The organism is Serratia proteamaculans, from assembly GCF_013337185.1.
GTDB classification, from domain to species: Bacteria; Pseudomonadota; Gammaproteobacteria; order Enterobacterales; family Enterobacteriaceae; genus Serratia; species Serratia proteamaculans_D.
The window spans coordinates 1143825-1166707 of sequence record NZ_SWDE01000001.1 but is presented as its reverse complement, the minus strand read 5'-3'; the positions used below and the strand labels follow the sequence as shown (position 1 = coordinate 1166707).

The following is a 22883-nucleotide window of genomic DNA, read 5'->3' as shown; positions in this document are numbered from 1 at the left end:
GGTAAGGCGGCGGTGAAAGGTATCAATACTAAAAGTAGGGTAAACGGGCCGCCGACCCATTTAAGTGAAGGAAGTGGTGATAAAGACGGCTATTACTCTTCCTGCAGGGTGTCTTCTCTCATTCGTTTCGGGCGACGTTGCAAACACCACCAGGAATAAACGGCGTTGAACAGCACCACCAGAGCGGTGACGCAGAATACCGCACGGAAGCCATAACTGGCGGAGACGGCGGCCCCCATTAATGGGCCACTGACGTTGCCGATATCGCGGAACGATTGGTTATAGCTGAAGATCCGCCCGGCGACCTGATTGGTGCAGTTGTAGATCAGCAAGGTTTGTACCGCCGGCAGCAGTGCGCCGTCCGCCGCGCCAAGCAAGAAGCGCAGTACGCCGAGTTGCCACGGGGTTTGCACGAAAGCCATCGGGATCAGCAACAGCACCGATACGATCAGCATAAATACCAGAATACGCTCCGGGCCGATCCTGTCGCCCAGTTTGCCCAGCCGTGGCGCACTCATTAGCGCGGCAACGCCCGGCACTGAAGCGATCAGACCGCTGACAAAGGCCAGATTATGAATGTTACCGGCCAAATCACGGACGTACAGCGTCAGGATCGGCGCAATGGATCCGGTGGCAATTTGAATAATCATGGTGGTAACAAACAGGCTGAGGATCAGCTTGGGGCTTTTTAGCGCCGCGAAAACCTGACGGGCGTGCAGCATGTCCTTTTTCTGCACCGGGATGAACTGTTCTTTGACATACAGCAGCGTCAGAACAAAGCAGGCCAGCAGCACAGCGGCGGTAATGTAGAACACTGGCCGCAGGCCATACTGGTCCGCTAGCAGGCCGCCAATCAGCGGCCCAATCAATGCACCACTGACACCGCCGGTGGACAGGGTACCCAGTGCCCAACCGCTACGATTGCGCGGCACCTGTGTGGCAATCAGTGCATTGGCGTTGGGGATAAAACCGCCGAGCAGACCCAGTACTGCGCGTAGAGCCAAAAACTGCCAAATATTCTGCGCCATCCCCATCAACAGCATCACTATCGACATGCCCAAAGCCGATCGCAACAGCATCAATTTACGCCCGCGGCGATCGGCCAGCCCGCCCCAGAACGGAGAGGCAATCGCAGAGAACAGGAAGGTAATGCTGAATACCAGACCAGACCACATATTCAGCGCCTGGTGGCCGGTTACGCCGAGGGTTTCTACATACAGCGGCAGGAAAGGCATGATCAGACTGAAGGCGGCACCGGTGAGAAAACACCCCAGCCAGGCGACGAAGAGGTTGCGTTTCCAGTTGATGAATTCGGGTGCCGGAGCCATAAGTTCCTGTTGCGTAAGGTAGAGGGCTTTGCTCGCATGAGCAGTCGGTCGGGCAAAGCAAAAAAGTTAGCTTGGTAAGTATGCGCTTAATTATAGGTGGCATCAATTGATGTGGGGGGAGATATATCGGAAATGAAATAAAGTTTTAAAAATAGAATATTGGAAGTATTCCGCGCTGTACGCGCGGAAAAAAGGCGAATTTAAAGCCCGGCAAGCAGTTCAAAACCACTGGCGGTGGTGGAGAGGGCGACATCGGTAATTTCATAGTGGGCTACGGCGTTGAAAGGATCTTGCCCCACAATGACATCCAGCTGTGCACGCTCGATACCTTTTACCAGGACAACACCACCGGTGCGCGGGTTCTTACGGCCGGAGGCAATGAAGGTACCGTCCTGGAAATATTTTTTCAGCCAGGCGATGTGCCCCTCAAGGTGGCTATCGACTTCTTCTATCGGGCGGTGGTAGGTCAGGTTAACGATATACATGGCAGCTCCAGAATTAACGACGAAGGCCTTACCATCCCACCGTTACTACCGATTCTCAAGATCTGCGGAATAAAAAACCCGCCGTGCGGCGGGTTAGTGGGTCAATACAGTGAAGGTTCGCCTTCCGGGCGGGTCTTGAAGCGGCGGTGCAGCCACATGTACTGATCCGGCGCCATCAGAATTTCCTTCTCCACCACCTTATTCATAAAGGCGGCGGCCGCGAGCTCATTATCCAGCGGGAAGTTTTCCACCGCCGGCTGCATAATCAGCTCATACCCTTTGGCATCCGGCAGACGGCGCGGGGTAAAGGGAATAATGGCCGGCTTGCCCATTCTGACCAATATGTAGCTGCCGGTGGTGGTGGCGGCTTTCTCTACGGCGAACAGTGGGGCGAACACGCTGCTGCGTGGGCCATAGTCATGATCCGGGGCGTACCAGATGATGTCCCCCTGCTTTAGCGCGCGGATCATGCCTTTTACGTCCTTACGATCCAGCATCGATTTGTTGGAACGCATGCGGCCCCAGGTCTGCAGCCAGTCCATCAGCTTGTTGTCATGCGGCCGATAAACGCCGATGCCCGGATTATGAATGCCAAAGATACGGGCACCCAGTTCCAGCGTCAGGAAATGCAGACCGATCAGCAAAACCCCCTGATGGTTGTCTCGTGCCTTCTGAATATGTTCCAGCCCGCTGACCTGGAACCAGCGTTCGATACGCCAGTTTGGCCAAAACCATGCCATACCGGTTTCAAACAGCCCCATACCGACGGATTCAAAATTTTGCACCACCAACGCATCGCGTTCGGCTTGCGGCATGTCCGGGAAGCACAGCACCAGATTACGTTGGGCTATTGCCACGCGGCGCTTGAGAAATCGCATGGAAAAACGACCCAGCGAGGTGCCGAGGCGATAAATAATCGGATAAGGCAGCAAGACCAACAGGTAAAGCAAACCGATGCCGATCCAGGTAAGCCAGTAACGCGGATGCAGTAAAGAACGATTAAAAGAAGGAACTTGAGTCATGTGTTCTCAGCTTAGAAGCAGTCATTTAATGATAATAACAGAGTTCTCGAATGGTCTCTCCTGCGGAGGAATTTTGACCAGACGTTTATTTTCTGCCGTTTATAACCGGCTATTGTGGCATTTTTATCGCAGAACGTGAAAAGGCACCGCATTAAAACATCATTTTTAATGATGAACGGATATAAGTTGGTGGGAAATTAAGCCAAATGGCTCTAAAGGATAAAATCCGTACTCGACAGACGCGTATTATCTCGCGCAATTTGTTAGGGAGATCTTATGTTGGCTAGATGGTTGAGTGCGGGATTGTTGGTCAGCGGAGCACTGCTGGGCAGTCTGGGGGCGCATCTGCAGTTTAATCCGTTGCTGCTGGTGGCGGGTATCGCCCTGGCCGCGGGAACGGTGATTTCCGGTTTTACCGAATGCCGGGGCGGGCGCTGAGCATCCGCCCCGGTAGCTTTAGCCGTTTTTAAACAAGCCTTTCAATACGTGCGGTTCAGAGCGCCAATATTGCGGTGGTGCGCTGACTTTCTCACCCAGTTTCGCCGCGGCGTGCCATGGCCAGCGTGGGTTGTAAAGGATACCGCGTGCCAGCGCCACCATATCGGCCTGGCCGGTGGCGACAATGGCTTCCGCCTGTTCCGGCTCGGTAATCAACCCGACCGCAATAGTCGGCAGCCCGCTTTCCCGCTTGATGGTTTCGGCAAAGGGGACCTGATAATTAGGCCCCACCGGGATCTTCTGCAAAGGGGAAAGGCCGCCGCTGGAAACGTGAATATAGTCACAACCCAGCTCTTTCAGTGCTTTTGCCAGCGTAACAGACTGCTGTTCATCCCAGCCACCTTCGACCCAGTCACTGGCGGAAATACGTACGCCGAGCGCTTTGTGCGCCGGAAATACGGCACGGACTTCGGTGAAAATCTCCAGCAGCAGGCGCATGCGGTTTTGCAATGAGCCGCCGTATTGGTCGTTACGCTGATTGGCCAGTGGTGAAAGGAACTGATGCAACAGGTAGCCGTGTGCGCCATGCAGCTCAATTAATTCAAAACCCAGCCGGTCGGCGCGTTTTGCCGCGTCAACAAACTGCGCTTTCAGTTGTTCAATCTGTGCCAGACTCATTGCCGCAGGAGGCTCATCCTGCTGTGCGAAAGGAACGGTGGAGGCTGATAGCGTCTGCCAGCCCCCGTTGGCGGCATTAAGTTGACCACCGCCCGCCCAGGGCACCGCGCAGGAGGCTTTGCGCCCGGCATGCGCAAGCTGGATACCCAGTGGCATGGTGGCGTGTTTTTTGACCGCCTGCACTACCTCGCCCAGCGCCTGTTCGGTTGTTTCGTCCCACAGACCGAGATCGCTGGGCGTAATACGGCCTTCGGGGGCGACCGAGGCGGCTTCGACAATCAATAGACCGGCACCGGACAAGGACAAATGCCCAAGGTGCAGGGTATGCCATTCGGTGGCTTTGCCGTGGTCGGCGGAATATTGGCACATAGGTGCGATAATAATACGGTTGGGTAAACTCAGTTTTCCCAGCGTTATCGGGGTAAATAGCTGACTCATGACGTCCTCCAGATCCGTGGCAAATAGGGGATAAGCTCCCACTAGGAGTATCGGGATTTGTGAGCAGCGTCAAGTTGCCAGCGCTTCACATCATCGGGTATTATGTGCGCCGCGCGTGGGCCGGTGGCCGGCGCGTGTTCAAATCAGTCACCTCACGAAAGACAGGAAAGTACACCATGCCAGTGTTACATAACCGAATTTCTAATGAGGAACTGAAGGCGCGCATGTTGGCGGAAACCGAGCCGCGCACCACAGTTTCTTTTTATAAATACTTCACCATCGAAGATCCCAAAGCGTTTCGCGACAGCCTGTACGTTCAGTTCGACAAGCTGAAGGTGTTCGGCCGCATTTATGTGGCGAAAGAGGGCATCAACGCGCAAATCAGCGTGCCGCAGAATAAATTCGAGGCGTTCAAAGCCGCACTCTTTGCCTCGCATCCGGCGCTGGACCAGGTTCGTTTGAATATTGCCCTGGAAGACGATGGAAAATCCTTCTGGGTGCTGCGCCTGAAAGTGCGTGAACGCATCGTTGCCGACGGCCTCGATGATGAGAGTTTCAACCCGGCGAATGTCGGTGAGTATCTGCAAGCCGATCGCGTTAATCAGATGATTGACGATCCGGACACGCTGTTTGTCGATATGCGTAACCATTACGAATATGAAGTCGGCCACTTTGAAAACGCTATCGAAGTGCCGTCAGACACCTTCCGCGATCAACTGCCCATGGCGGTTGAGATGCTGCAGGACAATAAAGACAAAAATATTGTCATGTACTGCACCGGCGGGATCCGCTGTGAAAAAGCCAGTGCTTATATGTTGCATAACGGCTTCAAGAACGTCTATCACGTGGAAGGCGGCATTATCGAGTATGCGCGTAAGGCAAAAGAGCAGGGGTTGCCGCTGAAGTTTGTCGGCAAAAACTTTGTGTTTGACGAGCGTATGGGTGAGCGAATTTCTGACGATGTGATCGCCAATTGTCATCAGTGCGGTGCGCCTTGTGATACTCACACCAACTGCCTGAATGACGGCTGTCATCTGCTGTTTATTCAGTGCCCGAGCTGTGCGGCCAAATTTGAAGGTTGCTGCAGTGAGATCTGCCGCGAAGAGCTGAAACTGCCGCGTGAAGAACAACGCGCGCGCCGAGCCGGCCGTGAAAATGGCATCAAGATTTTCAATAAGTCGAAAGGGTTATTGCAGACCACGATGCACATCCCGGCACCGGAAGATTCGTCAAACTGAGTCGTTGATAAGCGCGGCAGCCTTGCCGCGCTTTATTTATTTCTTCGCGGGAATTACTTCGCGCGAACGCCTTCCACAGAAATAATCAGCTCCACGTCCTGCGATGCCGGGCCGAGATCGGTGGTGATGCCAAAGTCTTTCAACTTGATTTTACCATTGGCTTCAAAGCCGGCGCGGTAGCCACCCCACGGGTCATTACCCTGGCCGATCAGCTTGGCGTCCAGCGTGACAGGTTTGGTCACGCCGTTCAGCGTCAGGTTACCGACCACCGCATAACCTTCGCCGTTCTTTTTCACTTCGGTAGATTCAAACTTGGCCTGCTTGTTCTTTTCTACGTTCAGGAACTCGGCGCTGCGCAGGTGTTTGTCACGCTCAGCGTGGTTGGTGTCGACACTGGCGGTGTTGATCGTGACGTTAACCTTGTCCTTGGACGGATCTTTTTCGTCGAAGGTGAAGCCGCCGTCAAAATCCTTGAAGGTGCCGTACAGCCAGCTGTAACCCAGGTGCTGGATGCGGAACTCGATAAAGGCGTGCTGCCCCTGCTTGTCAATCTTGTAGTCGGCAGCCAGCGCGGAACCGGCGCTCAGCAGCATTGCGCCTGCGGTCAGGCCCAGTACGGTTTTCTTCAACATAGCAATCTCCATAAATCCAAAGGTTAATCGGCGCTGCTACCCAGCATCCGTTTCAAAGTAACATCACGATCAACAAAGTGATGTTTAAGCGCAGCCAGACCGTGCAGTACGGAAAGCACTACCACGACCCAGGCCAGGTAAAGATGAATGGTACCGGCCGTATCGGCCTGTTCCGCCATACCGGTGACGGTAGCGGGAATGTCGAACCAGCCAAAAACGCTGATCGGTTGACCGTCAGCGGTAGAGATCAGATAACCGCTGATTAGAATGCTGAATAGCACGACATATAACGCCAGATGGGCGAGGATCGCGCTGACGCGAGTAAAACGACCGTAGCTGGCCAAAGGTTTGGGCGGCGGTGAAACGAAACGCCAAATGACCCGGACCACCATAACGATAAACAGCAGTGTCCCAATGCTTTTATGAATCTCCGGTGCCTGGTGATACCAGACATCGTAGTATCCCAGTGTGACCATCCACAGGCCCAGAGCAAACATGCCGTACACCGTCAGTGCAACCAGCCAGTGGATCAGCACTGAAATATGACCAAAACGGTTAGCGGTATTTTTCCACAGCATCCTGTTTCCTTACTTTCCTCATTATCCGGCTGCAATAATTAAACTTTAAGAAACATAAAATCAATAATAAATTTAACTATGTTACTTCTTAATAATATTAATCAGTGAATTTGGTCGAGATTGCGTTAAGTTAATCAGTGAAATCGTTGGAGTGATTACTGTGCAGACATATTATTTTTATGTTGTGAATTGAAAATAAAGAGATTTATATATTATTGTCAGCTTATGTCATGTTACGTAAGTGCCGTGAGTTTTTTTAACTAATAAACCCTAGTCAAGATTGTCGATTATTTCCAGCCAGGATTTGGCAAAACGAGGATTTTAATTCGCGGAGTAATACCTCTGCGGCCTGAGGGGAGAGTTTGCTAACATAACACTCATCTGATGGCCCCTTGGGCCTGCGCTATTAACGCAAAGGAAATGTATGGGCCGAACCTTGTTGACCGATCGCAGTCTGCGCCTGGCAATTATGCTGGCAATGTTGGTGATTATTCTTGCTGGCGTTAAAGCTGCGGTGGATGTTGTGGTGCCGTTTTTACTGGCGTTGTTCCTCGCGATGGTGCTGAATCCGTTGGTGGTGCAGCTCGAACGCTGGCGGATACCCCGAGTGTTGGGCGTAAGCCTGCTGGTGGTGGTCGTGGTGGTATTGCTGATGCTGTTTGTCGGAGTGTTGGGGGCATCTTTAAACGAATTTGCTCGTTCATTACCGCAGTATCGCGGTTTGATGCTGGAAAAATTGAGCGAATTGCAGCACTACGCCGACCGCTTCAAAATTACCATTTCCACCGAGGCTATGTTGCAGTATGTCGATCCCAGCGCGGCGATGAACCTGATCACTCGCCTGTTGAGTCGGTTTTCCGGCGCGATGACCAATATCTTTCTGTTGCTGATGACCGTGGTATTTATGTTGTTTGAAGTGCAGCTATTGCCTTACAAATTGCAGCAGGCGTTGGATAAGCCAAGTGAAGGTATTGCCAACATTCAACGCGCACTGGACGGCGTCACCCGTTATCTGCTGATCAAAACGGCGATCAGTTTGGCGACCGGGATTATCGTATGGGCCTTCCTTGCGGTTGTTGACGTGCGCTTTGCCTTTATCTGGGGGCTGCTGGCGTTCCTGCTGAATTATATTCCCAATATTGGCTCGGTGATCGCCGCCGTTCCGCCGCTGATTCAGGCGCTGTTGTTTAATGGATTTGGCGATGCTGTGGTCGTGGCCGCAGGCTTTATCACCATCAATTTGGTGATTGGCAATATGCTGGAGCCGCGAGTGATGGGGCGCGGGCTGGGGCTATCGACGCTGGTGGTGTTCCTGTCATTGATCTTCTGGGGTTGGCTGATGGGGCCGGTGGGGATGTTGCTGTCGGTTCCCCTGACCATTATTACCCGCATCGCGCTGGAGACCACCGAAGGGGGACATAAACTGGCGGTGATCCTCGGTGATGGTCAGCCGAGCAAACCGACGACTCCGGAGTAAAGTAAACTTTTCCCTGACTTGTCACGACACCAAGGCGTCCATCGCCAGGGACCTGTTCCGGAAAGCCAAAACGGTTAAAGCACCAGCGGGGAAATGTGGGTTGCATGAGTTAAGGCATAAAGAAGAAATAGACGTCCAGCGCTAACAACACCAGCCACAGGCAGAGATACAGCACCAGATGTTCGCGTACGTTGTTGACGATCGCCGACAGTATTTTGTTTAGCATTCTCAGCAGCCAAAAGATAGGGACTGGCAGAGTATAGATTTTTGTGGACGGCGTTAATACTGCCGATAGAGCAAAGCGTGTGGATAGGCCAATTTCACCGCTAAAATCAGCCTACTTTGATCATACCGCCAGTAGGGACAGTGACATCGGGCTGGCAGGAACGCTTGGCGGGTAGAAGTACCGCAGCACGTTATACAGCGAATAAAATTCCAGCCGGTTGCGGGCGTTGATTTTCTCTGTGATATGACGCTTGTGAACATAGACGGTGTGTGAGCTGATTTGCAGCTTTTTCGCTATGCGGTAATTGGGCATTTCCGCCATCCAGTGCTTCATTACCGTCAGTTCCTGCGGGCTGAACAGCGAATGTTCAACGCTGCAATCCATTAGTGATACCGGTTTTTCCCGCATCATGCGTAATGTCACCGGCAGCGTGGCTTTATTGAACAGGAAAGCATGGTCGGCGATACGCATTGGCGCTTCGCTATAGGGATATGGGGTGTCCAGGTAAATAAACAGCAATGCTGACGGGGTGGCTTCAATAAAAGCCTGTAACTGGGCATCATCTTCACTATGACGGCAATGTTTGGTCAGGTTGACCAGGATATGACTGGGTCGGTAGTGCTCCAGCAGGGGAGTCGCCTGTTCCAGGCTGTGGCAACATTTTACCTGGGCGAAAACATTGTCCGTAAAATAGTTATCGATCCCGACCCGAGTGAAGCAGCATTCGTCCACGACAAGCAGTTTCATGGTGACGTCCTTGTGGTTCGAAGAATTAGCAGGGGCATATCAGCTGTAAAATAGAACTTACACCACAGGGGATCAATTCGGAAATCCGGATACTTACGCCAGAAATTTCCGTTGAAATATTTTTTACTATAGATTTCAGAACACTATGATGGTTTCGTTATGTAACTAAAAGGCTAAACCGCAGCCCGCGCGAGTTGGCGGCTGCGATTTAGTCAGCAAGACGGGGTTAATCAAAGCGTTTCAGTGAGAAAGGAGTTATGTCCACAGGAGGGGTTTTATCTTCAGCAAACAGTGCGGCGATTTCACCTAACACACTGGCAAACTTGAAACCATGGCCGCTCAGGCCGCTGATGACCATTAAGCGATCGCACTCAGGCAGGGTATCGATAATGAAATCTTCATCGGGACTCATATCATAACTGCATGCTTCGCCGTGTAAACATACCCCTACACCCGGTAAGAATTGGCGCAGGAAATGGAAAACTTCGGTTCCATCGCTGGTGAAGCTGCCAAAAGGCTTGCGCTGCTCCGGTGTCTCTATGGGTTGGCCACCATCGTGTTTACCCACTTTCAGGCCGTCATTATCGGCAGGAAAGCCGTAATAATGGTTGCCGTCCTGTGCTTCGACGGTAAATGCCGGGAAACGGTTGTTGACGCTGTAACGGCCATCCGCCTGGTGCCAGGAAAAAACCTTGCGCAGTGGCGCGATCGGCAACTGTGGCAGCAGGGCTTTAACCCAGGTCCCGGCGGTGACCACGGCTTTACGCCCCTGAAAGCGGCCTTCTGGCGTGATCACTTCCACACCGCCGTCAATCGGCTGGACGGCGCTAACCGGGCAATTAAACAACTGGCCACAGCCGGCATCTTTAGCCAGCTTGATGAAGCTGGCAACGGCCTGTTCCGAGCGCAGGAACCCGGCGTCAGGTTCAAACACCCCCACGTAGCCTTCCGGTGCGTTGAATTCCGGCCAGCGCTGGTTAATCTGTTCTGCGCTAAGGTTTTGCGTATTGAGGCGGAATTTTTGCGCGCTGTATTGGGCGTTGTTGATAAATTCAGAGTCCTGCGGCCCCATATTCAGAACGCCACAGTCCTGGAACAGTTCTTCGCCGGTTTGTTTAATCAGGGCGTTCCATAAGGCCTGGGAGCGCAGGATCAGCGGCACATACTTTTCGCCTTCACCGTAAGCATGGCGGATGATGCGGGTATCGCCGTGGTGGCTGCCGTTACGGTGTGGGGGCATGGCGCTGTCGATCATTAATACTTTCAGGCCGGCTCGTGTCGCATAGTAACCTGCCGCCGCGCCTACCGAACCGCTGCCCACAACAATTAAGTCATATTCCACGTGCCATACCCTCTCTGTTATACGTTGCTATTTCGTTATGATAAAAGGTTGGAAGCCGCAATGCACCCGTTGTGCCGCTCGCAGACAAAGAAAAAGGCGCCAGAGATAATCGCTGGCGCCTTAGGCATTTTGGTACAGTGAATTAGTGCTTTTTACGATCAAGGTCCTGGTAATCCGTTGCTTCAATCTTGGCGATGCCGGCTTCTAAGATATTGATTAATTGACGTGCGACATCTGTGGTTAGCCAAAGCGTTCTGTCTACTTGGGCATCTTCGGGTGTCTGATCTCGTGAAGACAGGTAATGAAGGCGTATCATCATGGCGTCATAAGCATCGACAGTACTGATATCCCAACCAACAAGCGGGTGTGTCTGAATTACTTCATCATTTCTGTCCATAAAGACCCCTTATTGAGTAGTGACTACCGTGAGTGACTAACGAGGATCAATGCGGCTCATCATCATGTGAGCAATTACAGTATACGCATCTGGCTACCGTGGTGGAGAGTTTCCTGCTTTCTTTTGCAAAATAATTATTTATTTGAGTGATTATTCGACATGTCGGCACGCAAAATCATGAGAACTGAGACATTACATTCATTCAACATCAGGGGGGAGTGGAACACTGTGCAATCGCTTTTCCAGCTCAAGGGCCAGATGGGCAAAGTGCTGCTGGGTTTCGGCATCACGATTTTGATTTTGCGATTCCAGCTTCAAACTGTGAATTAACAATTGATTGGCCTTGTCATCCAGACCAAAAGCCAGATAGGAAAATGCCACTTCCAGCACGCTCAAACGTCGTTTTTGGTCGGCAATCAGCGCCAGCAGTTCGCCAAAAGTCATCGCTTCTTCGGTTTTTATCTTGTCCGGGGCCATCTTGAATACCTCCTGTTAAAGCATTCAGTACAGACCAGATAAGGCTTTTCTTCCAGCAGAAAATTAAACCGCGTTGTGCCGGGTTTCAAATACAAAAAAGCCGGAGAGCGACCCCCGGCAAAAACTACATTGCAGTATTATTCTGCGCTAAACCAATCGTCGGCACTTTCCCAGGTTTCCTGGAGAATGTCCGCGATCAGATCTTTATCTGTTTTCAGGCCGCCCAGTACAGAAAGCCCATTGGACCCGGCATAACGGACCTGAACCACAGTGTCTGGAAACAGGCGGTTTACCCGCTTGCTCAACTCACCGGTCAGGGCTTCGATGGCCCCTGACGGTAGCGGTTTGGTTTTATCTATAGTGACTTCAACACGCATAATTGCCCCCGAAGCGATTTACTGGATATTTATACAGTTAACCATGCGCGGGGGCAAGAGGCTGGATTAAAAAAAGATAATTATGCTTTTACCGACCAGCTCAGACTCTCTCCGGCCAGGAATGGAATGACCGTTTCGCTGCCCATGGCGATCTCTTCCGGCTGAGTCGTCGCTACGCGTTGCAGCTCGATGAAATCGGTATTGACCGGCAGGCCATAAAAACGCGGGCCGTTCAACGAGCAGAAGGCTTCCAGATGCTCCAGCGCACCGAGTTGCTCGAACACGCTGGCGTAAGCCGGGATCGCGTTGGGGGCGTTGAATACGCCGGCACAGCCGCAGCTTGATTCCTTGCGATGTTTGGCATGGGGTGCGGAGTCGGTGCCGAGGAAGAAGCGATCCGAACCGCTGGCAACGGCTTTGCGCAGTGCGTCCTGGTGAATATTGCGTTTCAGGATTGGCAGGCAGAACAGGTGCGGACGGATGCCGCCAACCAGCATGTGGTTGCGGTTAAACATCAGGTGCTGCGGGGTGATGGTAGCGCCAAGGAAACGATTGCCTTCCTGCACGTATTGAGCCGCTTCTTTGGTGGTGATGTGCTCGAAGACGATTTTCAGTTCAGGGAACTGTTGGCGAATCGGCTCCATAACCTGCTCAATAAAGCGAGCCTCGCGATCGAAAATATCAACGGCGGCATCGGTCATTTCACCGTGAATCAACAGTGGCATGCCGATTTTCTGCATTTGCTCGAACAGCGGGTAAATGCCTTTCACATCGCTGACGCCGTGGCTGGAATTGGTAGTGGCATTGGCCGGGTACAGCTTGGCGGCGGTGAACACGCCTTGCTCAAACCCGTTGACCAGCTCGGCTGCATCCAGTGAATTGGTCAGGTAACAGGTCATCAGCGGGGTGAAATCATGCCCCTGAGGAACCGCTGCCAGAATACGGTCACGATAAGCGCAAGCCGCGGTGACGGTAGTAATTGGCGGAGCCAGATTCGGCATCACAATCGCCCGGCCAAAGACCTGACTGGTATAGGGTAATACCGTTTTCAGCATGTCGTCATCGCGCAGATGGATGTGCCAGTCGTCAGGGCGGCGAATTTTTAGGGCTTGAGGTTGTGCGGTCATGTTGCAAGGCTCCGGCGGTTAGAAACGGGTCTACGTAAAAGCGAATAATGGGGGTTATTCACGCCGGGGTGTAAGGATAAGCGTAAAGCGCTCGCGATGCATCTGTTTGTTCACGGCAAGTTGAAATCAATTGGCTATCGGGGGCATAGTGACAGGGATTTGAATGATACCTGCGTCATAACTATCAGGTTATCAATGTTAATCATGTGGAATGGGAGAGAAAAATGGAAGTACGTGTTATTGCCACCTTACAGGCTAAACCCGAGTTTGTGTCCGCCGTCAGCGATGTGGTGCATGCGATTATCGATCCAAGCCGCCAGGAGCTGGGTAACCTGCAATATGATCTGCATCGCGATCTGGAAAAGCCGGGCACCTTCGTATTCTTTGAGCGTTGGGCAAGCCCTGAGGCACTGGAAAAACACAATGCCACCGAGCATTTCAAGCATTTCGTCAGCCAGTTAGAGGGCAAGCTGGACTCGCTGGATATCAAACAGTTAAAGAAAATAGCCTGAGCCGATTTTAGGCAATAAAAAACCCGCCAGGTGGCGGGTTTTTTTATCGGAGCAGATTAACTTAATCGTTAACCGGCTGCGGTTTGGTTGCCGGTGCGGTGGCCTGGTTAGCTGCCGCATGACCCCCCGCAGAACCTTTGCCTTCGAAGTTGAAGGAAGGGCGCTGCCAATCGCTTTGCTGCTGTTGTTCCGGTACATAGTCCGGCGCAGGAGCCTTGGTCATTGGCGCAGTGGCGATGTGTTTATACAGCACATCTTGCACCGGCGCTGGCTGCTGTTGCACAACCGGCGCTTTTTCTTCGACCACTACCGGGGAAGCAACTTCCTGCACTGGTGCGGCTTCAACGACGGGCTCAACGAACACCGGAGCGGGTTCAGTGACAGTTTCTTCCGCAACGGTTGCTGCCGGAACGACTGGCGTTTCTTCAACCACTGGGGCAGGTTCAACCACTGGGGCAGGTTCAACCACTGGGGCTTCTTCTACCACCGGTGCCGCTTCAACCACCGCGGTTTCTTCTACCACTGCAGGCGCTTCAGCCATCGGTGCCGCTGGGGTTTCCTCTGCCTGGGCAGCGATGACCGGCTCAGCGGCTTCAACAACCGGTTGGGCTGGTTCTTCTGCCGGAGTCACAACTTCTGGCTCACTCACTGGCGCAACAACGGCTTGGGCAATAACCGGAGCGGCTACGCTGACGGCTTCTGGTGCCATGACGTTGTCGGCGGCGATCTCAACAGCTTCAGTCTGAACCTCTGCTTCTTCAATCACTTGCACGGCTTGTGTGACAGGGTAACTCACCCATACCTTGCCGGAAGCCATTTCTGGAGAGGCGAAAGCCCCTGCCAGCGGCATTGGCGACTGGGTAGGGTAACGCTCGTCACGGTAACGACGACGACGTTGACCGCTAACACGCAGGTGGCGCGGAGAACGACGTGAACGGCGTGGCATGCCATTTTCGCCATTAGCGCGGTTGTCCTGTGCATCATCTTCGGCCGGTGCCTCAAGGGTTTCCGGCAGCAGTTTAACACTGTCTTCAACCTGGACAGGCTTCACGTCCTGGGCTTTCTCTACCGGTGCTTTTGGCGCCAGCAATTCTTCCGCTGCACGATGCAGTTCTTCTTCCGCAGACAGCACGCGAACTTTCTGCGACAGAGGACGACGCTGACGGCGCTGCATGTTCTGCATCTGACGTTCTTCGAGATCTTCGTCAACGCTGGCGTTGGCAGGGGTTGCGGTTTCTACGCTTTCCAGCGCGGCCACTTCCTGCTGAGCCTGACGTTTCTCTTCCTGACGACGACGCTGGCGATCGGCACGTTGGTCACGGCGCTGTTGCTGCTCTTCGCGCTGTGCCTTGGCGGCTTCTTCAGACAGCGGCTCTTCGGTTACGGCAGCAGTGGCTTGTGGCGCATTGCGGCGGTTACGACGCTGTTCATCACGCACTTCACGTGTTTCACGGCCTTCACGGTTGTCGCGAGGTTCGCGATTTTCACGCGGCTCACGATTATCACGACCTTCACCGCGCTCTTTACGCTCGCCACGTTCTCCGCGATCGCCACGCTCACCACGTTCTCCGCGCTCACCACGATCTTTACGACCGGTGCCCTGACGACGTTGACCACGACGATCCTGACGGCGGTTTTCACCGTTGCCTTCAGACTTCGGCGCCTCAACTACAGGCTTGGCTTCGACAACCGGTTGTTCTTCACCGGCAAACAGCGCTTTCAGACCACCGAACAGACGGCCCAACAGGCCCGGCTTGGCAGCGGCTGGCGCGGCTTGTTTGGTCGCAGTAGCGGCGACGGTAGCTTGAGCCACAACAGGTTCTTCTGCAGGTGGTGGGGCGTCTGCAGCCAGAGAGAATGAAGCCAGTGCCGGTTGCTCCGGACGCTTGCGCTCCATCGGTGCATCTTCCAGCGGCTGGGCCATCTCTTCTTCGTGCAGTTTCGGCAACAGGTAGCTCAGGGTTGGTGTTTCTTCGCCCTTACGCACGCGCAGTACCGAGTAGTGCGGGGTTTGCATTTGATCGTTCGGCACGATGATCGCTTTCACGCCACCCTGACGTTTTTCGATCGCGCTCACCGATTCACGCTTTTCGTTCAGCAGGTAAGAGGCAACCTGGACTGGCACGATGGCGTGAACTTCTTTGGTATTTTCTTTCAGCGCTTCTTCTTCGATCAGACGAAGAATGGAAAGTGCCAGCGATTCGTTATCACGGATGGTGCCAGTGCCGTTACAGCGCGGGCAGACGTGATGGCTGGATTCACCCAGTGATGGGCTGAGGCGCTGACGCGACATCTCAAGCAGGCCGAAACGTGAAATGCGACCGATTTGGATACGTGCGCGGTCCTGACGAACGGCGTCACGCAGACGGTTTTCCACTTCACGTTGATGGCGAACCGGGGTCATATCGATAAAGTCGATAACGATCAGGCCGCCAAGGTCACGCAGGCGCAGCTGGCGAGCGATCTCGTCCGCCGCTTCCAGGTTGGTGTTGAACGCAGTCTCTTCGATATCGCCGCCGCGGGTTGCTCGCGCGGAGTTGATGTCAATCGCGGTCAGCGCTTCGGTGGAGTCGATAACGATCGAACCGCCGGAAGGCAGGCGAACTTCACGCTGGAAAGCGGATTCAATTTGGGATTCGATTTGATAGTGGCTGAACAGAGGGATTTCGCCGCTGTACAGTTTAATCTTACTGCTGAAATCCGGACGGCCCAGGGCAGCGATGTGCTCTTTGGCCAGATCGAGAACTTTTGGATTGTCGATCAGGATTTCGCCGATGTCCGGGCGCAGATAGTCGCGGAATGCACGCACGATAACGTTGCTTTCCTGATGGATCAGGAATGGCGCAGCGCGGCCTTCAGCGGCTTTTTTAATCGCTTCCCAGTGCTTCAGGCGGAATGACAGATCCCACTGCAGCGCATCGGCAGATTTGCCCACGCCCGCGGTGCGAACAATCAGACCCATGCCATCTGGCAGTTGCAGGGAAGAAAGTGCTTCTTTCAGTTCGGTGCGGTCGTCACCCTCAATGCGGCGTGAAATACCACCTGCACGTGGGTTGTTCGGCATCAGCACCAGATAACTGCCGGCCAGGCTGATGAAGGTGGTCAAGGCTGCGCCTTTGTTACCACGTTCTTCTTTATCAACCTGAACGATCACTTCCTGGCCTTCGCGCAGCACATCTTTGATGTTTGGGCGACCATGAGAAGAGTAGTTACTTGGGAAATATTCGCGAGAGATTTCTTTAAGAGGGAGGAAACCATGTCGTTCGGCGCCGTAATCAACGAACGCTGCTTCAAGACTTGGTTCTATACGAGTGATTTTGCCTTTGTAAATATTCGCTTTTTTCTGTTCATGACCCGGACTTTCAATATCCAAATCATACAGCCGCTGTCCATCTACCAAGGCAACACGCAACTCTTCCTGCTGAGTTGCGTTAATCAACATTCTTTTCATCTTAACTTACTCGTTATTTTTACATTATCGACAAAGCTGCGGGCAAAATAACCTCATGGCCGGATTAAAACCGAAAACCCCGTGTCTTCTCGCAAAGCCGTCAACCTCACGGTTGTCGCCTGCATAGGGGCGCATTATCTCGGTAAGCCTGTATTTCTTTGTGAAAAACAGCACTTTTACTAGGGGAATAGCCTCTGATTTACGTCGACAGATCTGATTCCGTTTGCCGGCCAAGCTGCAACCCGCAGCCCGCTAATTGTTTGATTTCACATTACGTCTTACGCCATTGCTGCGTTTTTGTGCCATCAGACAAATTTTATAATTCCACAGTTTTCCCTGTTTAACGAGAATCAACGTGGAAAGTAAACGCATTATTCCACTGCTGATACTGTTATAGCAAGGTGACTTTTCCTTAACTGCGGAAGAAATCGCAAACGTTCAAACCGGCTTGCTGCCTTATTGTCCGCTGGAATTTCGCCTGCAGTCAGAGAGACAGTTAAGCACATAAAAAGAAGTGGCGCTATTTACGCGCTCTATTTAGAATCCTGCCCCATGAAAACGAACATTCCTGCAGTACAACTAATCACGATTTCTGACGACGAAGCCGGTCAGCGAATCGACAACTTTCTGCTTGCCCGCCTGAAAGGCGTGCCGAAGAGCATGATTTATCGCATCGTGCGCAAGGGCGAGGTGCGCGTTAATAAAGGACGTATCAAGGCGGAGTACAAGCTGGCGCCCGGTGATGTGGTGCGTGTGCCGCCGGTGCGTGTTGCCGAGCGTGAAGACGCGCCGGTCTCGGCCAAATTGGATAAAGTGGCCGCGTTGGCCAATTGCATCCTGTATGAAGACGATCACCTGCTGTTGCTGAATAAACCTTCCGGCACGGCGGTGCATGGCGGTAGCGGCCTGAGCTTTGGCGTTATCGAAGCCCTGCGCGCGTTGCGCCCGGAAGCCCGCTTCCTGGAGTTGGTTCACCGTTTGGACCGCGATACCTCGGGCGTGCTGCTGGTGGCGAAAAAACGTTCTGCGCTGCGCTCCCTGCATGAGCAACTTCGCATGAAAGGGATGCAGAAGGATTATTTGGCGCTGGTGCGCGGTGAGTGGCAGTCGCATTGCAAAGCGGTGCAGGCACCGTTGCTGAAAAACATTCTGCAGAGCGGTGAACGCATCGTGCGCGTCAGCAGCGAAGGCAAGCCATCGGAAACCCGCTTCAAGGTGGAAGAGCGTTTTGAGCATGCGACGCTGGTCAAGGCCAGCCCGATCACCGGGCGTACTCACCAGATCCGCGTTCACGCACTGCACGCCGGCCATCCAATAGCCTTTGACGATCGTTATGGCGATCGTGAGTTCGATCGCCAATTGGCGGGGACCGGGCTCAAACGTTTGTTCCTGCACGCAGCGGCATTGCGGTTCGAACATCCGGGCACCGGCGAAACCATGCGTATCGAAGCACCGATGGACGCAGAATTGCGCCACTGCCTGCAGGTATTGCGCAAGCAGTCCAAACCGCAGTAAACCGTATTTTATGCCAGCGGGTTGATGCCTTCAGCCCGCAGCATCTCCAGTAGCGCGATCAGCGGCAGGCCGATCAACGCATTCGGATCCCGTCCCTCCAGTTTTTCGAACAGCGCAATACCCAAACCTTCACTTTTAAAGCTGCCTGCACAGTTGAGCGGTTGCTCAAGGCGAATATAGGCGGCGATTTCAGCGTCACTCAGCGCGCGGAAATGCACGTGGAAGGGTTCGCAAAGCACCTGCAGGTGTCGGCTATGGCTGTTGTATAACGCCAGGCCGGTATAAAAAGTGACCCTTTGGCCGCTGGCCTGGCGTAATTGCGCGCGGGCATTTTCTTCGGTGTGTGGTTTCCCGGTGATTTTATCGTCGATCACGCAGACCTGATCGGAGCCGATAATCAGGTGATCGGGGTAGGCGGCGGCCAATGCCTGGGCCTTTGCCGTTGCCAATCGCAGCACCAGCGCTTCGGCGCTTTCCCCGGCCAGTGGGGCTTCATCGACCTGCGGAGCATCGCAGATAAAAGGCAGATGCAGTTTTTCCAATAGCATCTTGCGGTAGGTCGAGGTGGAGGCAAGCAGGAGTCTTTGCATAATTTTTTTCGTAAACCGTAGCGTAAATAGAGTAGGCATTTTAAACTGTCCGCCGCTGAGGAAGCGAATATTGGTGAAAGGTGCCGTTTTACGGCCTTTTTCTTTGACTCTAAGTCGTTACAAAGTTAATATGCGCGCCCTATGCAAAAGGTAAAATTACCCTTGACCATTGATGCGGTACGTACCGCTCAGAAACGCCTGGACTATGTTGGTTCCTATGCGCCTGAGCAGGTTACACGTGTCGCCGCCTCTGTGGTCAGTGTGGACAGTGATGTTGAGGTCTCGTTATCCTTTGATATTGATAACCAGCGCCTCGCGGTGATAACAGGGCATGCGGACGTCCAGGTAATGCTGATGTGCCAACGCTGTGGAGTTCCGTTTGAACATCATGTTCACACAACATATTGTTTTAGCCCGGTCGTCAATGATGAGCAGGCTGAGGCATTACCGGGAGCGTACGAGCCGATCGAAGTCGATGAGTTTGGCGAAGTCGATCTGCTGGCAATGATTGAAGACGAAATTATTCTTTCACTGCCTGTCGTCCCGGTACATGAATCTGAACACTGTGAAGTGTCCGAAGCGGATATGGTGTTTGGCAAACTGCCTGAAGAGGCGGAGAAACCAAATCCATTTGCCGTATTAGCCAGTTTAAAGCGTAAGTAATCAAGGAGTAAGGTCCATGGCCGTACAACAAAATAAACCAACCCGTTCCAAGCGTGGCATGCGTCGTTCACACGATGCTCTGACCACCGCCACTTTGTCTGTTGATAAAGCATCTGGCGAGACTCACCTGCGTCACCATATCACTGCCGACGGTTTCTACCGCGGTCGCAAGGTTATCGGCTAAGTAGCGATACCTTGACTCGTCTAACCCTGGCGTTAGATGCAATGGGCGGGGACTTCGGTCCCTGCGTCACAGTGCCTGCTTCATTGCAGGCACTGGCCTCTAATTTACAGCTTCATCTTCTGCTGGTCGGCAATCCCGACACCCTCTCTCCCTTACTTGCCAAAGCCGATCCGGTTCTTCTGGAACGTTTGCAAGTTGTGCCCGCTGAATCTGTGATTGCCGGCGACGCCAAACCCTCACAAGCGATACGCGCCAGCCGCGGTTCTTCCATGCGCATTGCGCTGGAACTGACTAAAAACGGTGATGCGCAAGGTTGTGTCAGCGCAGGGAATACCGGTGCGTTGATGGGCTTGGCGAAAATGCTGATCAAGCCGCTGGGCGGTATTGAACGGCCGGCGCTGATGACGGTGATCCCGAATCAGCTGGGGGGCAAAACCGTGGTGCTGGATCTGGGCGCCAACGTCGAATGCGACAGTACCATGCTGGTGCAGTTCGCGGTGATGGGAGCGGTGATGGCCGAAGAGGTGGTGGGGATTGCGCAACCTCGCGTGGCGCTGCTGAATATTGGTGAAGAAGAAACCAAAGGCCTGGATAATATCCGCGAAGCGGCCGCCGTGCTAAAAAATACTCCGGCAATCAACTATATTGGTTACCTGGAAGGCAACGATCTTCTCACCGGTAAAACCGATGTGTTGGTCTGCGACGGCTTTGTGGGTAACGTCACCCTGAAGACCATGGAAGGGGTGGTAAGAGTATTTTTATCGCTGCTGAAATCATCCGGAGACGGTGGCAAGCAGGCGTGGTGGTTAAAATTGTTGGGCCGTTGGTTGCAAAAACGGGTGGTAAAGCGGTTCGGCCACCTGAACCCCGACCAGTATAATGGCGCATGTCTGTTAGGATTGCGCAGCACCGTAATCAAGAGCCACGGCGCTGCAAACCCACACGCGTTTGCAGTGGCAATCGAACAGGCTGTGCAGGCGGTGCAGCGGCAAGTCCCTGACAGGATTGCTGCGCGCCTTGAAGCTGTATTACCTAAGAGTGACTGATCGTACATGTATACAAAGATTCTCGGTACGGGGAGTTATTTACCCGTACAAGTGCGCACCAACGCTGACCTTGAAAAAATGGTGGAGACCTCTGACGAGTGGATCGTCTCACGTACGGGTATCCGTGAACGCCGTATTGCCGCCGCTGATGAAACAGTCGCGACGATGGGCTTCCATGCTGCTGAAAAAGCGCTGGAAATGGCAGGTGTGGCTAAAGAAGACATCGGGCTGATCGTTGTGGCTACCACCACCTCGAGCCACGCATTCCCAAGTTCTGCCTGCCAGGTGCAGCAGATGCTGGGCATTAAAGACTGCGCGGCATTCGATCTGGCTGCGGCCTGTGCCGGTTTCACCTATGCGTTGAGCGTCGCCGATCAGTATGTTAAAAACGGCGCGGTGAAGCATGCTCTGGTGATCGGCGCAGACGTGTTGTCACGCACGCTGGATCCGGAAGATCGCGGCACTATCATTCTGTTTGGTGATGGCGCAGGCGCGGTGCTGTTGGGGGCTTCTGAAGAGCCGGGCATTTTGTCGACCCATCTGCACGCCGACGGCAGCTACGGTGGTTTGTTGACCTTGCCGTTCAAGGATCGTCAGGATCAGGACAAGCCGGCCTATGTCACCATGGCGGGTAATGAAGTCTTCAAGGTTGCGGTTACCGAACTGGCTCACATCGTTGATGAAACGCTGCAGGCCAATAATCTGGACCGCAGCGCGCTGGACTGGCTGGTGCCGCACCAGGCCAATTTGCGCATTATCAGCGCGACGGCGAAAAAATTGGGTATGGGGCTGGATAAAGTGGTAGTGACGCTCGATCGTCACGGTAATACCTCTGCCGCCTCGGTCCCTGCAGCGCTCGACGAAGCGGTGCGTGATGGGCGAATTCAACGCGGCCAACTGGTGCTGCTGGAAGCCTTTGGCGGCGGCTTTACCTGGGGCTCGGCGCTGGTTCGTTTCTGATATAACAGGAAGAAAAAATGACGCAATTTGCTTTTGTTTTTCCAGGCCAGGGGTCACAGACTCTGGGCATGCTGGCCGATTTGGCCGCTCAATATCCGATCGTTGAAGCGACCTTCAGCGAAGCCTCTTCCGTCCTGGGTTACGACCTGTGGCAACTGGTGCAGCAAGGGCCGGCGGAAGAACTGAACAAAACCTGGCAGACGCAGCCGGCATTGCTGGCCGCTTCCGTAGCGATTTTCCGCGTCTGGCAGCAGCAGGGCGGTAAAATGCCTGCCATCATGGCTGGCCATAGCCTGGGTGAATACTCGGCATTGGTGTGCGCGGGCGTGCTGGATTTCCAGGCGGCAATCCGTCTGGTTGAGCTGCGCGGCAAACTGATGCAGGAAGCGGTGCCGGAAGGCACTGGCGCGATGTCCGCCATTATCGGCCTGGACAACGCAGCCATTGCCAAGGCTTGTGAAGAGTCTGCCCAGGGGCAGGTTGTTTCACCGGTGAACTTCAATTCACCGGGCCAGGTGGTGATCGCCGGTAACAAAGAAGCGGTTGAACGTGCAGGTGCGGCCTGTAAAGCCGCTGGCGCCAAGCGTGCGTTGCCGTTGCCGGTGAGCGTGCCTTCGCACTGCGCACTGATGAAACCGGCTGCAGACAAGCTGGCGGTGGCGTTGCAGGAGATTACCTTCAACGCACCGCAGGTCTCAGTGGTGAATAACGTCGACGTGCGTACTGAAACCGATCCAGAAGCGATCCGCAGTGCTCTGGTGCGCCAGTTGTACAGCCCGGTACGTTGGACCGAAAGCGTAGAGTTTATGGCGGCACAGGGCGTTACCTTGCTGCTAGAGGTTGGTCCGGGTAAAGTTCTGACCGGTCTGACTAAACGTATTGTTGACACCCTGACGGCGGCGGCGGTTAATGACGCAGCCAGCCTGACAGCGGCGCTTGAACAATAAAGAGGAAA

The 22883-nt window shown here is 53.7% G+C and carries 25 protein-coding genes; 10 read left to right on the top strand and 15 right to left on the bottom strand.

Annotated features, from left to right (window positions below; all coding sequences use genetic code 11):
• Positions 1–92: 92 nt before the first annotated feature.
• The 3 genes from mdtG to FCL49_RS05480 form a co-directional block, all read right to left on the bottom strand.
• Positions 93–1328: a multidrug efflux MFS transporter MdtG gene (gene mdtG, locus FCL49_RS05490; RefSeq protein WP_174352735.1), complete on the bottom strand. Its 1236-nt coding sequence runs from the start codon at positions 1326–1328 to the stop codon at positions 93–95.
• A gap of 200 nt (positions 1329–1528) precedes the next feature.
• Positions 1529–1813 carry a YciI family protein gene (locus tag FCL49_RS05485; RefSeq protein ID WP_174352734.1) on the bottom strand — a complete coding sequence of 95 codons (285 nt, stop codon included), beginning with the start codon at positions 1811–1813 and terminating at the stop codon, positions 1529–1531.
• 101 nt (positions 1814–1914) lie between these two features.
• Entirely contained in the window at positions 1915–2835 is a 921-nt protein-coding gene (locus FCL49_RS05480; RefSeq protein WP_174352733.1) for a Kdo(2)-lipid IV(A) acyltransferase, read from the bottom strand.
• Between the two features lie 276 nt (positions 2836–3111).
• Here FCL49_RS05480 and FCL49_RS05475 point away from each other — a divergent pair, with 276 nt between their 5' ends.
• Positions 3112–3273: a histidine kinase gene (locus FCL49_RS05475; protein WP_174352732.1), complete on the top strand. Its 162-nt coding sequence runs from the start codon at positions 3112–3114 to the stop codon at positions 3271–3273.
• 18 nt (positions 3274–3291) lie between these two features.
• Here FCL49_RS05475 and FCL49_RS05470 read toward each other — a convergent pair whose 3' ends face one another.
• The gene (locus FCL49_RS05470) at positions 3292–4389 is read right to left on the bottom strand and encodes an NADH:flavin oxidoreductase/NADH oxidase (protein WP_174352731.1); all 1098 of its coding nucleotides are present in this window, start codon (positions 4387–4389) and stop codon (positions 3292–3294) included.
• 176 nt (positions 4390–4565) lie between these two features.
• Here FCL49_RS05470 and trhO point away from each other — a divergent pair, with 176 nt between their 5' ends.
• The gene (gene trhO / locus FCL49_RS05465; RefSeq protein ID WP_174352730.1) at positions 4566–5627 is read left to right on the top strand and encodes an oxygen-dependent tRNA uridine(34) hydroxylase TrhO; all 1062 of its coding nucleotides are present in this window, start codon (positions 4566–4568) and stop codon (positions 5625–5627) included.
• A gap of 53 nt (positions 5628–5680) precedes the next feature.
• On the opposite strand, the gene FCL49_RS05460 is transcribed toward trhO, so the two are convergent.
• Positions 5681–6259 (bottom strand): YceI family protein, encoded by a 579-nt coding sequence (locus FCL49_RS05460; RefSeq protein WP_012006312.1) that lies wholly within the window; start codon positions 6257–6259, stop codon positions 5681–5683.
• A 23-nt stretch (positions 6260–6282) separates the two neighbouring features.
• On the bottom strand, positions 6283–6837 hold the full coding sequence (locus FCL49_RS05455; protein ID WP_012006313.1) for a cytochrome b: 555 nt from the start codon (positions 6835–6837) through the stop codon (positions 6283–6285).
• Between the two features lie 424 nt (positions 6838–7261).
• Between FCL49_RS05455 and FCL49_RS05450 the strand changes: the two genes are divergently transcribed.
• Positions 7262–8314: an AI-2E family transporter gene (locus FCL49_RS05450; protein ID WP_174352729.1), complete on the top strand. Its 1053-nt coding sequence runs from the start codon at positions 7262–7264 to the stop codon at positions 8312–8314.
• A 109-nt stretch (positions 8315–8423) separates the two neighbouring features.
• On the opposite strand, the gene FCL49_RS05445 is transcribed toward FCL49_RS05450, so the two are convergent.
• The 7 genes from FCL49_RS05445 to pyrC form a co-directional block, all read right to left on the bottom strand.
• Positions 8424–8540, bottom strand: a complete 117-nt coding sequence (locus tag FCL49_RS05445) for a DUF2770 family protein (protein WP_135316076.1) — start codon at positions 8538–8540, stop codon at positions 8424–8426.
• A 120-nt stretch (positions 8541–8660) separates the two neighbouring features.
• Positions 8661–9287, bottom strand: a complete 627-nt coding sequence (locus FCL49_RS05440; RefSeq protein WP_174352728.1) for a LuxR C-terminal-related transcriptional regulator — start codon at positions 9285–9287, stop codon at positions 8661–8663.
• Positions 9288–9513: 226 nt separating this feature from the next.
• A complete protein-coding gene (gene solA, locus FCL49_RS05435; protein WP_174352727.1) occupies positions 9514–10629 on the bottom strand; it encodes an N-methyl-L-tryptophan oxidase in 1116 nt (371 codons plus the stop codon).
• A 142-nt stretch (positions 10630–10771) separates the two neighbouring features.
• Entirely contained in the window at positions 10772–11026 is a 255-nt protein-coding gene (gene bssS, locus FCL49_RS05430) for a biofilm formation regulator BssS (RefSeq protein WP_012006318.1), read from the bottom strand.
• Between the two features lie 198 nt (positions 11027–11224).
• On the bottom strand, positions 11225–11503 hold the full coding sequence (locus FCL49_RS05425) for a hypothetical protein (protein ID WP_174352726.1): 279 nt from the start codon (positions 11501–11503) through the stop codon (positions 11225–11227).
• A 137-nt stretch (positions 11504–11640) separates the two neighbouring features.
• Complete coding sequence (gene dinI, locus FCL49_RS05420) at positions 11641–11880, bottom strand: DNA damage-inducible protein I (RefSeq protein ID WP_153857159.1); 240 nt, start codon at positions 11878–11880, stop codon at positions 11641–11643.
• A gap of 80 nt (positions 11881–11960) precedes the next feature.
• Positions 11961–13007, bottom strand: coding sequence for a dihydroorotase (gene pyrC, locus FCL49_RS05415; protein WP_174352725.1), 1047 nt, complete (start codon positions 13005–13007; stop codon positions 11961–11963).
• A 224-nt stretch (positions 13008–13231) separates the two neighbouring features.
• Here pyrC and FCL49_RS05410 point away from each other — a divergent pair, with 224 nt between their 5' ends.
• Positions 13232–13519, top strand: coding sequence for a putative quinol monooxygenase (locus FCL49_RS05410; RefSeq protein ID WP_174352724.1), 288 nt, complete (start codon positions 13232–13234; stop codon positions 13517–13519).
• Positions 13520–13580: 61 nt separating this feature from the next.
• On the opposite strand, the gene rne is transcribed toward FCL49_RS05410, so the two are convergent.
• Positions 13581–16970 (bottom strand): ribonuclease E, encoded by a 3390-nt coding sequence (gene rne, locus FCL49_RS05405; RefSeq protein WP_174352723.1) that lies wholly within the window; start codon positions 16968–16970, stop codon positions 13581–13583.
• 552 nt (positions 16971–17522) lie between these two features.
• Between rne and rluC the strand changes: the two genes are divergently transcribed.
• A complete protein-coding gene (rluC, locus tag FCL49_RS05400; protein ID WP_174352722.1) occupies positions 17523–18485 on the top strand; it encodes a 23S rRNA pseudouridine(955/2504/2580) synthase RluC in 963 nt (320 codons plus the stop codon).
• Between the two features lie 8 nt (positions 18486–18493).
• Here rluC and FCL49_RS05395 read toward each other — a convergent pair whose 3' ends face one another.
• Positions 18494–19075 carry a Maf family protein gene (locus tag FCL49_RS05395; RefSeq protein WP_174352721.1) on the bottom strand — a complete coding sequence of 194 codons (582 nt, stop codon included), beginning with the start codon at positions 19073–19075 and terminating at the stop codon, positions 18494–18496.
• Positions 19076–19216: 141 nt separating this feature from the next.
• On the opposite strand from FCL49_RS05395, the gene yceD reads away from it, so the two are divergent.
• The 5 genes from yceD to fabD are packed head-to-tail and all read left to right on the top strand — an operon-like array spanning position 19217 to position 22875.
• Positions 19217–19738: a 23S rRNA accumulation protein YceD gene (yceD, locus tag FCL49_RS05390; RefSeq protein WP_012006326.1), complete on the top strand. Its 522-nt coding sequence runs from the start codon at positions 19217–19219 to the stop codon at positions 19736–19738.
• A gap of 16 nt (positions 19739–19754) precedes the next feature.
• Positions 19755–19922 carry a 50S ribosomal protein L32 gene (gene rpmF, locus FCL49_RS05385; RefSeq protein WP_012006327.1) on the top strand — a complete coding sequence of 56 codons (168 nt, stop codon included), beginning with the start codon at positions 19755–19757 and terminating at the stop codon, positions 19920–19922.
• A gap of 11 nt (positions 19923–19933) precedes the next feature.
• Positions 19934–20968: a phosphate acyltransferase PlsX gene (plsX, locus tag FCL49_RS05380; RefSeq protein ID WP_174352720.1), complete on the top strand. Its 1035-nt coding sequence runs from the start codon at positions 19934–19936 to the stop codon at positions 20966–20968.
• Positions 20969–20974: 6 nt separating this feature from the next.
• The gene (locus tag FCL49_RS05375) at positions 20975–21928 is read left to right on the top strand and encodes a beta-ketoacyl-ACP synthase III (RefSeq protein WP_174352719.1); all 954 of its coding nucleotides are present in this window, start codon (positions 20975–20977) and stop codon (positions 21926–21928) included.
• Between the two features lie 17 nt (positions 21929–21945).
• On the top strand, positions 21946–22875 hold the full coding sequence (gene fabD, locus FCL49_RS05370) for an ACP S-malonyltransferase (protein WP_174352718.1): 930 nt from the start codon (positions 21946–21948) through the stop codon (positions 22873–22875).
• The last annotated feature ends 8 nt before the right edge of the window (positions 22876–22883 follow it).

What these genes read in the sequence shown, in the direction of transcription:
- mdtG (WP_174352735.1), bottom strand. Translation starts at nt 1,328, where the DNA reads ATGGCTCCGGCACCCGAATTCATCAACTGGAAACGCAACCTCTTCGTC.
- FCL49_RS05485 (WP_174352734.1), bottom strand. Translation starts at nt 1,813, where the DNA reads ATGTATATCGTTAACCTGACCTACCACCGCCCGATAGAAGAAGTCGAT.
- FCL49_RS05480 (WP_174352733.1), bottom strand. Translation starts at nt 2,835, where the DNA reads ATGACTCAAGTTCCTTCTTTTAATCGTTCTTTACTGCATCCGCGTTAC.
- FCL49_RS05475 (WP_174352732.1), top strand. Translation starts at nt 3,112, where the DNA reads ATGTTGGCTAGATGGTTGAGTGCGGGATTGTTGGTCAGCGGAGCACTG.
- FCL49_RS05470 (WP_174352731.1), bottom strand. Translation starts at nt 4,389, where the DNA reads ATGAGTCAGCTATTTACCCCGATAACGCTGGGAAAACTGAGTTTACCC.
- trhO (WP_174352730.1), top strand. Translation starts at nt 4,566, where the DNA reads ATGCCAGTGTTACATAACCGAATTTCTAATGAGGAACTGAAGGCGCGC.
- FCL49_RS05460 (WP_012006312.1), bottom strand. Translation starts at nt 6,259, where the DNA reads ATGTTGAAGAAAACCGTACTGGGCCTGACCGCAGGCGCAATGCTGCTG.
- FCL49_RS05455 (WP_012006313.1), bottom strand. Translation starts at nt 6,837, where the DNA reads ATGCTGTGGAAAAATACCGCTAACCGTTTTGGTCATATTTCAGTGCTG.
- FCL49_RS05450 (WP_174352729.1), top strand. Translation starts at nt 7,262, where the DNA reads ATGGGCCGAACCTTGTTGACCGATCGCAGTCTGCGCCTGGCAATTATG.
- FCL49_RS05445 (WP_135316076.1), bottom strand. Translation starts at nt 8,540, where the DNA reads ATGCTAAACAAAATACTGTCGGCGATCGTCAACAACGTACGCGAACAT.
- FCL49_RS05440 (WP_174352728.1), bottom strand. Translation starts at nt 9,287, where the DNA reads ATGAAACTGCTTGTCGTGGACGAATGCTGCTTCACTCGGGTCGGGATC.
- bssS (WP_012006318.1), bottom strand. Translation starts at nt 11,026, where the DNA reads ATGGACAGAAATGATGAAGTAATTCAGACACACCCGCTTGTTGGTTGG.
- FCL49_RS05425 (WP_174352726.1), bottom strand. Translation starts at nt 11,503, where the DNA reads ATGGCCCCGGACAAGATAAAAACCGAAGAAGCGATGACTTTTGGCGAA.
- dinI (WP_153857159.1), bottom strand. Translation starts at nt 11,880, where the DNA reads ATGCGTGTTGAAGTCACTATAGATAAAACCAAACCGCTACCGTCAGGG.
- pyrC (WP_174352725.1), bottom strand. Translation starts at nt 13,007, where the DNA reads ATGACCGCACAACCTCAAGCCCTAAAAATTCGCCGCCCTGACGACTGG.
- FCL49_RS05410 (WP_174352724.1), top strand. Translation starts at nt 13,232, where the DNA reads ATGGAAGTACGTGTTATTGCCACCTTACAGGCTAAACCCGAGTTTGTG.
- rne (WP_174352723.1), bottom strand. Translation starts at nt 16,970, where the DNA reads ATGAAAAGAATGTTGATTAACGCAACTCAGCAGGAAGAGTTGCGTGTT.
- rluC (WP_174352722.1), top strand. Translation starts at nt 17,523, where the DNA reads ATGAAAACGAACATTCCTGCAGTACAACTAATCACGATTTCTGACGAC.
- FCL49_RS05395 (WP_174352721.1), bottom strand. Translation starts at nt 19,075, where the DNA reads ATGCAAAGACTCCTGCTTGCCTCCACCTCGACCTACCGCAAGATGCTA.
- yceD (WP_012006326.1), top strand. Translation starts at nt 19,217, where the DNA reads ATGCAAAAGGTAAAATTACCCTTGACCATTGATGCGGTACGTACCGCT.
- rpmF (WP_012006327.1), top strand. Translation starts at nt 19,755, where the DNA reads ATGGCCGTACAACAAAATAAACCAACCCGTTCCAAGCGTGGCATGCGT.
- FCL49_RS05375 (WP_174352719.1), top strand. Translation starts at nt 20,975, where the DNA reads ATGTATACAAAGATTCTCGGTACGGGGAGTTATTTACCCGTACAAGTG.
- fabD (WP_174352718.1), top strand. Translation starts at nt 21,946, where the DNA reads ATGACGCAATTTGCTTTTGTTTTTCCAGGCCAGGGGTCACAGACTCTG.